The following is a 13,336-nucleotide window of genomic DNA, read 5'->3' as shown; positions in this document are numbered from 1 at the left end:
ATTCTTAAAGACATCTCTCTGAGCTTCTTCCCTGGTGCGAAAATCGGTGTTTTAGGTCTGAACGGTGCAGGTAAATCCACACTGCTACGTATCATGGCAGGTATCGACACGGATATCGACGGTGAAGCGCGTCCACAACCTGGTCTAAACGTAGGTTACCTACCTCAGGAACCAGTATTAGACGAATCAAAAACCGTTCGTGAAGTTGTTGAAGAAGCGGTTGCTGACGTTGCTGACGCTCTGAAACGTTTGGACGCAGTCTACGCAGCATACGCTGAACCAGATGCAGACTTCGACGCACTTGCAAAAGAGCAAGGCGAGCTAGAAGCCCTTATCCAAGCGAAAGATGGCCACAACCTAGAAAATGCGCTTGAGCGTGCGGCAAACGCACTTCGTTTACCTGAATGGGACCAAAAAATTGCGCACCTATCAGGTGGTGAACGCCGCCGTGTGGCTATTTGTCGCTTGCTACTTTCTAAGCCAGACATGCTATTGCTTGATGAACCTACCAACCACCTAGATGCAGAATCAGTTGCTTGGCTAGAGCGCTTCTTAGTGGATTACACAGGTACCGTAGTAGCCATCACCCACGACCGTTACTTCCTAGATAACGCTGCGGGCTGGATCTTAGAACTGGACCGTGGTGAAGGTATCCCATGGGAAGGCAACTACACCTCATGGCTGGAGCAAAAAGACGCTCGTCTACAACAAGAAGCCTCCCAAGAGAGTGCTCGCCAAAAGACTATCGAGAAAGAGCTTGAGTGGGTACGTAAAAACCCTAAAGGTCGTCAAGCGAAGTCAAAAGCACGTATGGCTCGCTTTGAAGAGCTACAAAGCTCTGATCACCAAAAACGTAATGAAACCAACGAACTGTTTATCCCACCTGGTGAGCGTCTAGGTGATAAGGTTATTGAAGTGAAGAACCTGACCAAGTCATTTGACGGTCGTGTTCTGATTGATGACCTGTCATTCAGCATCCCTAAAGGTGCGATTGTTGGTATCATCGGTGCGAACGGCGCAGGTAAATCGACGCTATTCAAGATGTTAAGTGGTACTGAACAACCAGACTCGGGCACAATTGAGATGGGCGATACAGTAAAACTAGCATCTGTCGATCAGTTCCGTGACAGCATGGACGATTCTAAAACCGTATTCCAAGAGATCTCTGAAGGTGCTGATATCATTAAGATCAACAACTTCGAAATCCCAGCTCGCGCATACTGTTCACGCTTTAACTTTAAAGGCAGTGACCAACAAAAGATTATTGGTGAACTATCGGGTGGTGAGCGTAACCGTGTCCACCTTGCGAAGCTGCTTAAAGCGGGCGGTAACGTGTTGCTACTCGACGAACCAACCAACGACCTTGACGTTGAAACACTGCGTGCTCTAGAAGAAGCGTTACTAGAGTTCCCTGGTTGTGCAATGGTTATCTCGCACGACCGTTGGTTCCTTGACCGTATCGCTACCCACATCATTGACTACCGTGACGAAGGCCAAGTTAACTTCTACGAAGGTAACTACACAGAGTACATGGATTGGTTGAAGAAAACATTGGGTCCTGAAGCCGCAGAACCACACCGTATCAAATACAAGCGTATTGCGAAGTAATCGCAACCCACAAAGTTTGATTGTAATTTGTACAAAGGCCGCTATCATAGCGGCCTTTGTTTTCTTTGTTATAAAAAGAGCTCATTAGCCCGTCTCGTTCGTTAAGAACATGACATAGCACTTACGTCACTCTGTAGCGACCTCGACACTTTTCAAACAACAATCGAACATTTTTTGTTCGTATTGATATACTATTCAATTCTGTTTGACGACCTGACGAGAATATTCATATGACAGAGAGACGACGCTTTTCACGTATTCTCCATCAAGCTCCAGCTAAGATAGAACAACGTGACTTGGCAATTGAAGCTAGGATTCAAGATCTTTCCTTGCATGGTTTACTCATGAAAGTGGAAGAGACTGAGGCTTTGGATCCAACCCTTCCGGTCCATGTGACTTTTTCATTTGATCAATCCGAACAAGTGATTACGTTAAAAGCGCAAATTGTGAATGTCTCTAAGTGTGAGATTAGGTTGAAGATCGCTAAGGTAGACATCGAAAGCATTAGCCAACTAAAACGATTTATAGAATTGAATGTAGGCAATAACGACCTTCTGAATCGAGAGTTAGAGCACCTCTCTGGTTTTTAGGAGAAAAATAAATGAACGCCTATTTAAGTAACAATAACTATGTCTAAAAAAATCATCATGCAGATCCCGACGAAAGGCGGCGATCAGCAGTTCTATTTGGGCCGCAGTTCGGTCCTAGCAGTATTTGCTTCAGTATTGGCATTACCCGCCGTCGTTGGTGGCGCGTGGTACCTTAATCAGCAGCAGATGCACAATAAAGACGAACTAACACAAATCATCGCCAAACTGGAAAGTGAAAAGGCCGAAGTGACGGCTCTTTACGAAGAACAGCTTGATACCAATCATTCGCTTTCCCAGTCTTTGACGGACAAAAACAATCAAATTCAGCTATTGGGCAAACGGGTATTCGACGTTGAATCGGTTTTAGGTCTCGCAGACGAAGAGTTGATGATCGATGAGAACAGCATGGGGTTAGAGGAGCGAATTGACGCAGCCGCTATCGATTCTGCTGTTCGCGCGACGATGTTCCGTTTGATACCAAATGACAGCCCAGTCACATACCAACGTATTTCTTCTTCTTACGGCAGTCGTATTAATCCGATTTCAGGTAAGAGGCATGTTCATACTGGTATCGATCTGACTTGTAAAAGAGGAGAAGAGATCCTGGCACCGGCTGACGGTGTGGTGGAAACCGTTCGCCCGAGCAATCGTGGTTATGGTAACTATGTCACCATTCGTCACTCATTTGGCTTTATGAGCTCCTTTGCTCATCTACAACGCTTCAAAGTGAAAAGCGGTCAGTTTGTTAGTAAAGGCGACATCATTGCTCAATGCGGTAACTCTGGCAACTCCACAGGGCCACACTTGCACTATGAAGTACGCTTCCTCGGACGAGCACTCAACCCTCAATACTTAATGGAGTGGACGCCAGAAAACTTCAATGACGTCTTTGAAAAAGAGAAAAAAGTGAAATGGGGACCTTTGGTTCAATTGATTGATAACGTTGTACGCCTACAAGTCAATTTAACCAATTCACCCTATCGCGATACCAGTATCAACACAGTATCAAGTGAAGATACGAGTAATACTGCGACGAACTGATTTGTCCATCAACACGAAAAAGAGCAGCTTACGCTGCTCTTTTTGTTTCGGACTCTGCACGGCTAAATGACCCGTGATTAGCCGCGATGAATATTATCATTCGCCTGTTTGAGTAAGTTTTGGCTCTCATTCATAAATTGTTGAGAATAAGTACCAAACCAATCACTCACCTGCTTAAAGCTTTCGATGAATCGCGCTTTGTCTCTGCTATCCAGAATCGCTACTGCATCACCTAAACGCTGATGGAATCGCTTGATCATATCGATATTCTCTTGAGAAGAGAAAATGATATCACCGTACAAGTTCGGATCCTGACCAAACAGTCGTCCCACCATCGCCAATTCAAGGCGGTAGATTGGCGAGCTTAACTTCAACAACTGATCGATGTTCGGATTCTCTTTGCTAAGGTGCATACCGTAAGCAAACGACGTGAAGTGGCGCAGCGCCTGAATCAACGTCATGCCATGATCGTGCTCTTGTGCATCGATTTGGCACAAGCTTACGCCCCAAATCCCAAACTGTTGCAATAGCCATTGGTAATGCTCGTGACCACGGCCATCACAGTACACAATAACCTGCTTGGCAAGGCTCGGAACATCTGGGCCAAACATTGGGTGCAAACCAACCACAGGACCTTGATGCACATTCAACATTGCTTGCAGAGGCTTCGATTTGATAGAAGTCAGGTCACACAGAATACAGTCTTGCGGCAAGTTCCCCAGTTTTTCGATCACCCCTTCCGTTAGATGAATCGGCACCGTGACCACGACTAAACCCGCGTTGTCTAGAATCTCATCCGCATGATCCCAGTCTTTACTACCGAGAACTTTGACCTGGTAGCCCGACAATTTGAACATACGCCCAAACAGGCCACCCAATTGACCATTACCACCAATAATAACAACTGAGCGTAAATCAGGGTTCAAACACTTAAAACCGGAATCTTTCTCGCTGGCATAAGACTCACGCATTGTTCGACGCAGAATATCTTCAATAAGCTGTGGAGGAATTCCCATTTTTTCAGCTTCAGCGCGACGAGAAGCTAACATCGCCGCTTCGCGGTCTGGAGCATAAATTGGCAAACCATGTTCGCTTTTTACTTCCCCAACTTTCTCTACGAGCGCTAAACGCTGAGCCAATAGCTCCAACATTTGCTTGTCGACTGCATCAATCTGATCGCGTAATGCGTTAAGTTCAACTGCCATTGATGTTCCTTAAATCCTGTATTAATTAGCCTTTAGACGATTTTCTAAGAAAGGCACTAGCTCTTCATGTGCATGACGTAATAGTGCCTCAGTTGAATCCCAATTGATACATGCGTCAGTGATAGATACACCGTATTTCATCTCTTCAAGAGCTAAGTCAGAAGATTGATTTCCTTCATTGATATGGCTTTCAATCATAAGACCGATAATAGATTTATTGCCTTCACGGATTTGATGAATCACATCCTCCGCGACTAATGGCTGGCGACGGTAATCTTTACGTGAGTTGGCGTGACTGCAATCCACCATTAATGAAGCATCAAGACCAGATTTCGCCATCTCCTGCTCACACTCAGTGACGGATACCGAATCGTAGTTAGTTTGCTTGCCGCCACGTAAGATCACATGTCCATTAGCATTGCCCTGGGTGGTCAACAGTGCGACTTGTCCCTCACGGTTAATTCCCATAAAACGGTGGCTAGAGGACGCAGCTTGCATCGCGTTAATTGCGGTTGCCAAACTGCCATCGGTGCCATTCTTAAAACCGATTGGCATAGACAGGCCGCTTGCCATTTCACGGTGAGTTTGTGACTCCGTCGTACGTGCGCCGATTGCAGCCCAGCTAAAAGTATCCGCCAGGTATTGTGGGCTAATTGGGTCTAGAGCCTCAGTCGCGAGCGGGATTTCCATTTCTGCCAACTCCACCAGAAGTTCGCGTCCAACATGCAGACCGTGTTCAATATCGAAACTGCCGTCTAGGTGTGGGTCATTGATCAGGCCTTTCCAGCCGACCGTGGTGCGCGGCTTCTCAAAGTAAACACGCATAACAATATACAGTTGGTCACTTAGTTGTTCAGAGAGTGCTTTAAGTCGCTTTGCGTAATCCTTCGCCGCTTCCACGTCGTGGATAGAACATGGACCGCATACAACAAGCAGGCGGTGATCCTTCTTGTGAATAATATTAGCGATAGTTTGACGAGACTCTTGAATAAAGCGACGTGCTTTTTCACTCAAAGGAAGCTTGGTTTTTAGTTCCTCCGGAGTAATAAGAACCTGTTCTTCGATAATATTAATATTGCTCAACTCACTTTTCTGCATAACTCTAACCTGTATATTTATTTTTACACCCAACCAAACCGTTGGTGAGACAACTAAGCTTTAACGACAAGATAACAGGCTAAAAAAGAAAAACAAGCGTACATAATAAAAAACATTTAGTGTAAATTAAAATTTACAGTCAAATAAAAAGCCAAAGCATAATTAACTTTGGCTTCTCATCGCTGTTTTGAATCTTTTACAAGAGGTTTAGCTAGTCAAGCGTTTCATCGCTTCACTCGCCGCTTTCCACTCTTGAGATAGCTTAAGTTCGCTTGGAGAAAATGACTGTTTTTTCAGTAATCCATCCGCGAGTGGCACGGTTGAAACCGGTAAGTTGTCTAATACCTCAACGTGCGCTTCTCGTTTATTACACATTAACAACATATCGCAACCAGCTCTCAATGCTTGAGCACCTCGCTCGGCTGGGCTGCCCATAATCGCAGCGCCTTCCATGGTCAAATCATCCGAAAAAACCAAACCTTTAAAACCCAATTGCTGACGCAGGACCTGTTTTAACCAGTATTCAGAACCGCTGGCTGGTTGAGCATCATAATGTGGGAAAATCACGTGAGCAGGCATCATGGCATCTAAAATACCGGCATCAATTTGCGCTTTGAAGATCGCCATATCTTGTTCAAAAATATCACTGCGCTCGTCGTATGGTGTTTCTAGATGTGAGTCTGCAATCACGCCACCATGTCCAGGGAAGTGCTTGCCTGTCGTTGCCATGCCAACACTCTTCATTCCCTGCATATATGCAGTGCTATAGCGAAGAATGGTGTCGGCATCTTCACCGAATGCGCGGTTACCGATCGCTTTACATTGATGGCCTTGGTCAAGTACCGGGGCAAAGCTTAAATCAATATCATGGGCAATCAGCTCTGCTGCCATTAACCAACCGCCCATACGAGCAAGCTCTTCACCATTTTGATGTTTAGCGTACTCATCAGCAGCAGGAATTAATGAGAAACCTTCACGAAAGCGCTGCACTCGGCCGCCTTCTTGATCCACACCGATCAAAAACGGGCGCTTAGCCGCCTTTCGGATGGATTGAGTAAGTACTTGAAGCTGTTCGCTATCATGATAGTTGCGAGCAAATAGAATTAAGCCACCAACCGTAGGATGCTCCAAGATTTCTTTGTCTTCAGCGGTCAGTTCATACCCCGCAACGTCAACCCATAACGGTCCCATGTTTTCTCCTCAAAATCGGCTGAATATCTCGTATTCGATGAGGTTATTCGCTTCAGATTTGCTTTACAATAAGTGAATGAAGAATTGACGAGATCGGCTATGAAATTTAACGAACTGTACATTGGTGTGATGTCTGGAACGAGTATGGATGGCGTTGATACCGCTCTAGTTGAAATAAGCGATGAGCATGTTCGTCTGATTGCGCACGACGACTACCCAATGCCCGCAGCGCTAAAAGACATGCTGTTATCTGTTTGTACCGGTCAAGCAACAAATTTAAAAACCATAGGTGAACTTGACCACCAGCTCGGCCACCTATTTGCAGATGCTGTGTTACAGCTACTCAATAAGTCTGGCTACGTCGCAGAGCAAATTCGTGCGATTGGTAATCACGGTCAAACAGTGTTCCATCAGCCTACCGGAAACTTGCCGTTTACCACTCAATTGGGCGATGCAAACATTATCGCAGTCAAGACAGGCATTGATACGGTAGCGGATTTTCGTCGTAAAGACATGGCGCTAGGTGGACAAGGTGCCCCACTCGTCCCTGCTTTCCATAAAAGCATTTTTGCGATGCAGGATTCCACAATTGTGGTGCTTAACATTGGAGGCATTGCCAATATCTCGGTACTGCATCCAGAACAACCAGTCATTGGCTATGACACAGGCCCGGGCAATATGTTGATGGACGCATGGTGTGCGCTGCATACTGGGCAAAGCTTCGACGAAGATGCACAATTTGCACTTAAAGGAACGGTAAACGCTACTTTGTTGACTCAATTACTCAAAGAAGCTTACCTCGCCATGCCTGCCCCTAAAAGTACCGGGCGAGAACTGTTCAATATTGACTGGCTGCATCAACAACTGGCCCATCACAATTTACCAATCGAAGACGTACAACGTACACTTTGCGAGTATTCTGCAATTACCATTGCCAACGAAGTCGACAAGTTTTCTCATGGCATCACACCTCAACTATTAGTCTGTGGCGGTGGAGCAAGAAACCCGCTTTTGATGCAGCGACTAGCTAAGTTATTGCCACAATGGAGCGTTGCGACAACGGCAGAAAAAGGTGTTGATGGCGATTACATGGAAGCAATGGCGTTTGCTTGGCTTGCGCAGCGCCATATTCACGGCCTCCCTAGCAACTTACCGGAAGTTACGGGGGCAAGTCGTCTCGCTTCACTGGGTGTACTCTATTCAAAAAATTAAGGGCAATATATCCTAAACAAAAAGGCTTAATTCATTATGACGAACGATGCACTTATCGCAGCTTTATCCCATCTGGTATCTGAAGGGCGAAACCCAGACACCATGGACATCGACTTGCTGCCTTCTCTCGATATTGTTCAACGCATCAACCAACAGGACAAACTCGTTCCTCTTGCCGTTGAAAAAGTGTTGCCTGAGATCGCTGAAGCCGTTGATAAGATCACGGAAGCATTTAAGGTCGGAGGTCGGTTGTTTTACATCGGTGCGGGTACCAGTGGTCGACTTGGCGTTTTGGACGCTTCAGAATGCCCACCAACTTTTGGCACAGATCCAGAGATGGTCGTTGGTATTATTGCCGGTGGAAAAGAGGCAATGTTCCGTGCAAAAGAAGGGGCGGAGGACGACCCTACATTAGGCGAGCAAGATCTTAAAGAGAATACGCTAACACAACGCGATGTCGTCGTTGGTATTGCGGCAAGTGGACGAACACCTTACGTGATTGGTGGCTTAGAGTATGCGAACGAGCTTGGTGCCACCACTGTAGCACTATCTTGTAACCCTGACTCTCCGATTGCAGATATTGCTGATATTGCGATTAGCCCCGTTGTTGGACCTGAAGCGTTAACGGGATCCACTCGCTTAAAATCAGGGACAGCACAAAAACTCGTACTGAACATGCTCACTACCGCAAGCATGATTCGCCTAGGCAAAAGTTATCAGAACTTAATGGTAGATGTGAAAGCGACGAATGCAAAGCTAGTTGCAAGAGCGGCTCGTATTGTTATGCAAGCAACAGATTGTACTAACCAAGAGGCTAAAACGGCGCTCAAAGAAACGGACTACGACGCCAAGTTAGCGATTTTGATGATTTTAACCGGGCTGGATAGAGAAAGCGCGACTGAGCAACTGAACGCCAAGCAAGGATATTTAAGAAAAGTCGTGATCGCGCAAACTAATCAATCTTAATCAATAAAGCGCCTCACTTATTTAAAAGTCAGGCGCCTTTTATGGCTTAATTTAGTAGTTCAATCGTTCAATGTGAGTAATACCGACTTTACCTTCAAGGTCACTGAACATATGAACCATTGCTGGGTATGGTTGTGCTCCAGGGTAGACAACTTCTGCATTACAGAAAAACGCATAGTTTTGTCCGGCTACGACTTGAGTAGCCACAACCAAAGGGGAGTATTTGACACCGACAAACCCCTCGATACCTTTAGCAAATACTTCTTTATTCTCTGCTGTGAGTTCATGAAATGGACTCCAGCCACCAGCCATTTGCGTTGACATAATGTGATTCCTTTTTTTCTGTGCTCACTATCAAGCAATATGAACATAGTTTAATAAGGAGGATTTTGCCACATTTATGTGATGCAGACAGTGTAACAACGGCTTTATTGACTATTAATTTGAGTATTCATTCCAACCACGTTGCCATTCCATGCGGAATTTTTGCGCTTGCTCAGTACCTTCACAAACCCCTTCGTAATACTGACCAGATAACCCCATTTGATACGCAAAAGCAGGATTACAGTACTCACGTAAACCTTCTAAATAACCTTGGTCGTAGTCACTTTGCTTAACACTACCCAACTCACGAAGCTCGCTCATCGTGCGCGATGTGTGTCCGGTTATGCCATCTTGATATCCGATCTGATGCCAATCTCCCGACTTGGCAAGATCTGCTGTCGTTGCTGTGCATCCTGCAAGTAAAGCCAGTGCCAGACCTACCGTTACCTTTTTCATGGTTCTTCCTTAAGTAATTGTTTTCAAAAATAAGCTTACCACTAATTATTGGCGCTTGCCGCTGAGCTTGCAGATTTAACCACTGATGACTCAAATCAGCCGCTCAAGACTGTCATCAACCTTTCGCCATTTTTAAAAACCGCTCAAGCAGCATATCGACCACTCAGTGCTCTATTCGACCACTCATCTACTAACCGAATGCATTTAACACAAGTGACGCATAACATGCATCCTGAGATTAAAAAATTACCCTACCCAACTAAGACCAAGGACAATTGCTATGATGTGGTTTCTAACCTGTGTCGCAGCCCTAATCGGCGGATACTTCATCTACGGCGCTTTCGTCGAGAAGATTTTCGGCATCAATGAAAAACGCCAAACGCCAGCTCACACCAAATCGGACGGTGTTGACTTCGTTCCAATGTCAACAAAGAAAGTTTACCTAGTTCAACTACTTAACATCGCAGGTGTTGGTCCAATTTTTGGCCCGATCATGGGGGCACTATACGGTCCTGCGGCGATGCTTTGGATTGTAGTCGGTTGTATTTTTGCTGGTGCAGTACACGATTACTTCTCAGGCATGCTTTCAGTGCGTAACGGCGGTGCATCTGTACCTACCATTACAGGTCGCTACCTAGGTAATGGCGCAAAACACTTTATGAATATTTTTGCCATTGTCCTATTGCTTCTAGTTGGCGTAGTGTTCGTTTCAGCCCCTGCTGGCATGATTACTAACCTCATCAATGATCAAACAAGCTTGAGCGTAAGCATGACTACAATGGTTATTGCTATTTTTGCTTACTACATCATTGCGACGATTGTTCCTGTCGATAAAATCATTGGTCGTTTCTACCCACTGTTTGGCGCCCTACTTATCTTTATGTCTGTTGGTCTAATGACAGCCGTTGCTTTCTCTAGCGAACACACAGTAATGGGTGACTTCCAAGTTTCGGACATGTTCTCTAACCTCAACCCAAATGACATGCCGTTATGGCCTGCATTGTTCATCACTATCGCATGTGGCGCTATCTCTGGCTTCCACGCAACTCAGTCTCCACTGATGGCGCGTTGTATGGAAAATGAGAAAAACGGTCGCTTCGTATTCTACGGTGCAATGATTGGTGAAGGTGTTATCGCGCTAATTTGGTGTGCTATCGCTCTGTCTTTCTTCGGCTCTCTAGACGCTCTATCAGAAGCTGTGAAAAACGGTGGCCCTGGTAACGTGGTATACAGCGCATCATTTGGTCTGCTAGGTGTGTTCGGTGGTATCCTTGCGTTCCTGGGTGTGGTTATCCTACCAATTACGTCTGGCGATACAGCGTTCCGTTCAAGCCGCTTGATCCTTGCTGAATACTTCAACATGGAACAAAAAACGCTACGTAACCGTCTACTGATGGCACTTCCACTGTTCGTTATCGGCGGTATCTTAACTCAAGTAGACTTCGGCATTATCTGGCGCTACTTCGGTTTTGCAAACCAAACAACAGCGGTAATGATGCTTTGGACTGCGTCCGCTTACCTACTGCGTCACAACAAGCTGCACTGGATTACCACTATCCCAGCTATCTTCATGACCACGGTATGTGTCACGTTCATCTTAAACAACAGCTCGCTAGGTTTTGGTCTGCCAATGCAACTTTCAACTATCGTAGGTATTGTGTTTGCCCTAGCTGTGACAGGTTACGTTATCAAAACCTCTAAGGGTAAAGGTGAAACTGAACTGGCTGACGAAGAGAAACCACAAGCCGTATCAGAAACAGCGTAATACTCGTCACATCTGAGTGACTAAGATAGGAGCCTGCCAATTGCAGGCTCTTTTTGTTTTATACCCAAGTCACTTTAAGGTTCAGAAAGCACAGCGCAGCATCATTTACTTAGCTGTTCTTATCTATCTGAGCCAAGCATCTTGAGGTTACTTAGGTATACAATAACAACATTGATTCTAGGTTAGGTTCACTATGGAACTGGTCATCTCCCTTTTACAACAGATGTGTGTGTACTTAGTTTTGGCTTACATGCTAAGTAAAACGCCAATCATCTTACCTTTGCTGAGTATTTCTTCGCGCTTAAGCCACCGCCTAATTTGTTACGTACTCTTCTCTGGCTTTTGTATTCTCGGCACCTATTTCGGTCTGCACATCAACGATGCTATTGCCAATACTCGTGCGATCGGCGCAGTTATGGGCGGGCTGTTTGGTGGACCTGTTGTAGGTTTCGCCGTCGGATTTACTGGTGGCATCCATCGATACTCTCTTGGTGGCTTTACTGACCTAGCCTGCGCAATTTCAACCACCGCCGAGGGCGTAATTGGTGGCTTGCTCCACGTTTACCTTATCAAGCGAAATAAAGGCGCATTGCTGTTTAATCCAAGCGTCGTATTCAGCGTCACGTTTGTTGCAGAAGTGGTGCAAATGATTTTGCTGCTCGCCGTCGCGAAACCTTTTGATCAAGCCTATGAACTGGTGTCCGCTATTGCAGCGCCTATGATCATCGCGAACTCATTTGGTGCGGCGTTGTTCATGAGTATCCTGCAAGACAGAAAAGCAATCTTTGAAAAGTTTTCTGCGACGTTTTCGCGTCGAGCGCTCACCATTGCTGATCGCTCAGTGGGAATTCTAAGCAACGGCTTCAACACCGAAAACGCAGAGAAAATCGCACGTATTATTTACGAAGAAACCAAAGTGGGCGCTGTCGCGATTACTGACCAAGAAAAGATCTTGGCGTTTGTGGGCATTGGCGATGATCACCATAAACCGAACACGCCGATTTCATCGCAAAGCACATTAGACTCCATGGAGAAAAACGACATCATTTATCTTGATGGTGCGGAGCGTCCATACCAATGCTCCATTGCAAAAGATTGCAAGCTCGGATCTGCGCTGATCATCCCACTGCGTGCAGGGAAAGAGGTCATTGGTACCATAAAGCTGTATGAACCGAAGCGTAAATTGTTCTCGACGGCCAACATGTCGATGGCGGAAGGAATAGCCCAGCTTCTATCTAGCCAAATCCTTTATGGCGATTACCAACAACAACAAGCCTTACTCGCCCAAGCAGAAATAAAATTGCTTCACGCTCAGGTGAATCCACACTTTTTGTTTAATGCCCTCAATACTATTAGTGCGATTACTCGTCGTGACCCTGACAAAGCGCGCGAGCTAATCCAAAATCTATCGCACTTCTTCCGCAGCAATTTAAAGCAGAACATTAATACCGTGACGTTAAAGGAAGAGCTTGCACATGTGAACTCGTACTTGAGCATCGAAAAAGCGCGTTTTACGGACCGCTTAGAGGTTGAAATCGATATTCAACCTGAATTGCTGGACATCAAATTACCAAGCTTTACACTCCAGCCTTTGGTTGAGAATGCCATTAAGCATGGCATTTCAAACATGCTTGAAGGTGGTAAAGTTCATATATACAGCGAAGCACACCCACAAGGTCACTTGATTACCGTCGAAGACAACGCAGGCAGTTTTGAGGCGCCAAAAGAAAACCACTCAGGGCTAGGTTTAGAAATTGTGGACAAGCGTCTCACTAATCAATTTGGACGTGATGCAGCGCTAAAAATTACGTGCGAGCCACATCAATTTACTAAAATGAGCTTTATCATTCCCCCAAAATCATAAAAGCACGCTGAAGCAA

12 protein-coding genes are annotated in these 13,336 nt (G+C 45.6%); 7 read left to right on the top strand and 5 right to left on the bottom strand.

Annotated elements, in window-relative coordinates; all coding sequences use genetic code 11:
• The 3 genes from ettA to R7070_RS13285 form a co-directional block, all read left to right on the top strand.
• A partial coding sequence (gene ettA / locus R7070_RS13295; protein WP_318141228.1) for an energy-dependent translational throttle protein EttA occupies positions 1-1,608 on the top strand: 1,608 nt, incomplete at its 5' end.
• Between the two features lie 230 nt (positions 1,609-1,838).
• Complete coding sequence (locus R7070_RS13290) at positions 1,839-2,198, top strand: PilZ domain-containing protein (RefSeq protein ID WP_031781006.1); 360 nt, start codon at positions 1,839-1,841, stop codon at positions 2,196-2,198.
• Between the two features lie 39 nt (positions 2,199-2,237).
• Positions 2,238-3,239, top strand: a complete 1,002-nt coding sequence (locus R7070_RS13285; protein ID WP_256900277.1) for a M23 family metallopeptidase — start codon at positions 2,238-2,240, stop codon at positions 3,237-3,239.
• A gap of 77 nt (positions 3,240-3,316) precedes the next feature.
• On the opposite strand, the gene tyrA is transcribed toward R7070_RS13285, so the two are convergent.
• From tyrA to nagZ, 3 genes are all read right to left on the bottom strand, one after another.
• Entirely contained in the window at positions 3,317-4,444 is a 1,128-nt protein-coding gene (tyrA, locus tag R7070_RS13280) for a bifunctional chorismate mutase/prephenate dehydrogenase (RefSeq protein ID WP_256900278.1), read from the bottom strand.
• 21 nt (positions 4,445-4,465) lie between these two features.
• Complete coding sequence (locus R7070_RS13275) at positions 4,466-5,542, bottom strand: 3-deoxy-7-phosphoheptulonate synthase (protein WP_005381904.1); 1,077 nt, start codon at positions 5,540-5,542, stop codon at positions 4,466-4,468.
• Positions 5,543-5,749: 207 nt separating this feature from the next.
• A complete protein-coding gene (nagZ, locus tag R7070_RS13270) occupies positions 5,750-6,733 on the bottom strand; it encodes a beta-N-acetylhexosaminidase (protein WP_256900279.1) in 984 nt (327 codons plus the stop codon).
• 99 nt (positions 6,734-6,832) lie between these two features.
• Between nagZ and R7070_RS13265 the strand changes: the two genes are divergently transcribed.
• Positions 6,833-7,945 carry an anhydro-N-acetylmuramic acid kinase gene (locus tag R7070_RS13265; protein WP_033906112.1) on the top strand — a complete coding sequence of 371 codons (1,113 nt, stop codon included), beginning with the start codon at positions 6,833-6,835 and terminating at the stop codon, positions 7,943-7,945.
• Positions 7,946-7,981: 36 nt separating this feature from the next.
• Entirely contained in the window at positions 7,982-8,911 is a 930-nt protein-coding gene (murQ, locus tag R7070_RS13260) for an N-acetylmuramic acid 6-phosphate etherase (protein WP_005381910.1), read from the top strand.
• 51 nt (positions 8,912-8,962) lie between these two features.
• On the opposite strand, the gene R7070_RS13255 is transcribed toward murQ, so the two are convergent.
• Positions 8,963-9,235: a hypothetical protein gene (locus tag R7070_RS13255; protein ID WP_005381911.1), complete on the bottom strand. Its 273-nt coding sequence runs from the start codon at positions 9,233-9,235 to the stop codon at positions 8,963-8,965.
• A 114-nt stretch (positions 9,236-9,349) separates the two neighbouring features.
• Positions 9,350-9,691 carry a DUF2799 domain-containing protein gene (locus R7070_RS13250; RefSeq protein WP_005381912.1) on the bottom strand — a complete coding sequence of 114 codons (342 nt, stop codon included), beginning with the start codon at positions 9,689-9,691 and terminating at the stop codon, positions 9,350-9,352.
• 280 nt (positions 9,692-9,971) lie between these two features.
• Here R7070_RS13250 and R7070_RS13245 point away from each other — a divergent pair, with 280 nt between their 5' ends.
• Positions 9,972-11,456: a carbon starvation protein A gene (locus R7070_RS13245; protein ID WP_005381914.1), complete on the top strand. Its 1,485-nt coding sequence runs from the start codon at positions 9,972-9,974 to the stop codon at positions 11,454-11,456.
• 193 nt (positions 11,457-11,649) lie between these two features.
• Entirely contained in the window at positions 11,650-13,320 is a 1,671-nt protein-coding gene (locus R7070_RS13240) for a sensor histidine kinase (protein ID WP_170893690.1), read from the top strand.
• The last annotated feature ends 16 nt before the right edge of the window (positions 13,321-13,336 follow it).

This window comes from Vibrio sp. 1557 (assembly GCF_033340175.1).
Lineage (GTDB): Bacteria > Pseudomonadota > Gammaproteobacteria > Enterobacterales > Vibrionaceae > Vibrio > Vibrio alginolyticus.
Note: the sequence above shows the minus strand (reverse complement) of the source record. Positions and strands in the feature narration are given on the sequence as shown.

Bases quoted from the DNA above. Each gene is read 5' to 3' on its own strand.
- R7070_RS13245 (WP_005381914.1), top strand. From the start codon at position 9,972: ATGATGTGGTTTCTAACCTGTGTCGCAGCCCTAATCGGCGGATACTTC.
- murQ (WP_005381910.1), top strand. From the start codon at position 7,982: ATGACGAACGATGCACTTATCGCAGCTTTATCCCATCTGGTATCTGAA.
- R7070_RS13290 (WP_031781006.1), top strand. From the start codon at position 1,839: ATGACAGAGAGACGACGCTTTTCACGTATTCTCCATCAAGCTCCAGCT.
- R7070_RS13240 (WP_170893690.1), top strand. From the start codon at position 11,650: ATGGAACTGGTCATCTCCCTTTTACAACAGATGTGTGTGTACTTAGTT.
- nagZ (WP_256900279.1), bottom strand. From the start codon at position 6,733: ATGGGACCGTTATGGGTTGACGTTGCGGGGTATGAACTGACCGCTGAA.
- R7070_RS13265 (WP_033906112.1), top strand. From the start codon at position 6,833: ATGAAATTTAACGAACTGTACATTGGTGTGATGTCTGGAACGAGTATG.
- tyrA (WP_256900278.1), bottom strand. From the start codon at position 4,444: ATGGCAGTTGAACTTAACGCATTACGCGATCAGATTGATGCAGTCGAC.
- R7070_RS13285 (WP_256900277.1), top strand. From the start codon at position 2,238: ATGTCTAAAAAAATCATCATGCAGATCCCGACGAAAGGCGGCGATCAG.
- R7070_RS13255 (WP_005381911.1), bottom strand. From the start codon at position 9,235: ATGTCAACGCAAATGGCTGGTGGCTGGAGTCCATTTCATGAACTCACA.
- R7070_RS13250 (WP_005381912.1), bottom strand. From the start codon at position 9,691: ATGAAAAAGGTAACGGTAGGTCTGGCACTGGCTTTACTTGCAGGATGC.
- R7070_RS13275 (WP_005381904.1), bottom strand. From the start codon at position 5,542: ATGCAGAAAAGTGAGTTGAGCAATATTAATATTATCGAAGAACAGGTT.